The organism is Chelativorans intermedius (genome assembly GCF_025398255.1).
Taxonomy (GTDB): Bacteria; Pseudomonadota; Alphaproteobacteria; order Rhizobiales; family Rhizobiaceae; genus Chelativorans; species Chelativorans intermedius.
Genome location: NZ_JAODNW010000091.1, coordinates 1 through 1,127, shown reverse-complemented (window position 1 = coordinate 1,127; position 1,127 = coordinate 1). Strand labels below are relative to the sequence as shown.

Annotated in this window: 2 pseudogenes; both read right to left on the bottom strand. The window is 65.2% G+C overall.

Going from position 1 to position 1,127, the window contains the following annotated elements:
- Positions 1–221, bottom strand: a pseudogene (locus NYR58_RS20440) (hypothetical protein); the annotation flags it as partial.
- A gap of 84 nt (positions 222–305) precedes the next feature.
- A pseudogene (locus NYR58_RS20435) lies at positions 306–1,127 on the bottom strand (plasmid partitioning protein); the annotation flags it as partial.

Sequence of the window (1,127 nt, the reverse complement as noted above, 5' to 3'; positions counted from 1 at the left end):
GCCTTGCTGCCGAAATCCCCCTCGTGAAGCGTGATCGCGGCCGGTATTGTGGTTTCGCCGACGCGTGTGCCGGTCTGTTTCCTGACGAGCCGGCCGGTGTTGTTGTGACTTTCCCAGGCCCGCAGCTTGCGCCGATGGCGCTCGGGGGGCCGCGGGGTGCCGTCGGAATAGCGGATGATCGCGCCCAGCGGCACGTGGTCAAAGATTTGTTGCGCGGACATGACGTCCTCCTGTTCTGGATGCTGAAACGAAAGCGCCGCCGGGATGGACCGGCGGCGGAAGGACATTCGAAAGAGAAGGACGGGCTATTCGGCGGCCTCGCGGAACCCTTCGCTGTCGTCGTCCCGGTCGACGGGTTCGGCATTCGTGCCGTCCGGCTCCTCGTTCTCCTCGGTGACCGTGTTGGAGGCCAGCCATGCGCCAAGCGCGTCGCGGTCGGGTGCGAAGAACGCCGAGGGATGAACGAAAGTCTGCTCGTTGAACGCCTCGACCAGCGCCGCCCGCGTATCCTTGACCCGGGCCCGGGGCAGGACGGACGTGCCTTCGCACGATGCTTCGAGGGCGGAGCGCGACAGGCAGGACAGGAATTCTTCCGTGCCCATGTTTGGCAGAAAGCCGTCGGCGCCGATCACATCGCCCGCAGCGCGAGCAACGATGCCACTATTGGTCCGGTTCTCCTGGCAGGAGAGCACCTCGATCAGCATGGAGCGGACCGCGACGCGCAGGGTCTCCATGTCGAAGGAGAGCTTGCCCTCGGCGTCGAAGAGCGCCGCCGCGTGACGCGCGATCCGTCGATTGCCATAGTAATAATCGTCTCCACCTCCATTGGCGGAGTCCACCCTGACATTCTGGCCGGCGAAGGCGAGGACCAGCAAGGCCATTAGCGTGTCGTCCTCGATCGGGGCGCGGCCGAGCGCCTCATGAAGGGCGTCGGTGCGGAAGTCGCCGATCATCTCGATGCCCTTGCGGGTGACGTCGGGCCGCGTCTTGGGCATCACGACGGCATCCTCGCCCAAAGACCCGTTGCCCTTGGCCGCTTTCGGCTCCGGCATCCGGAAGTGAACGGTCTGCACCTTGCCGTCGCGATCGAGATACATGGCGGAGTGATCGGACTTCTTCGGCTTGCC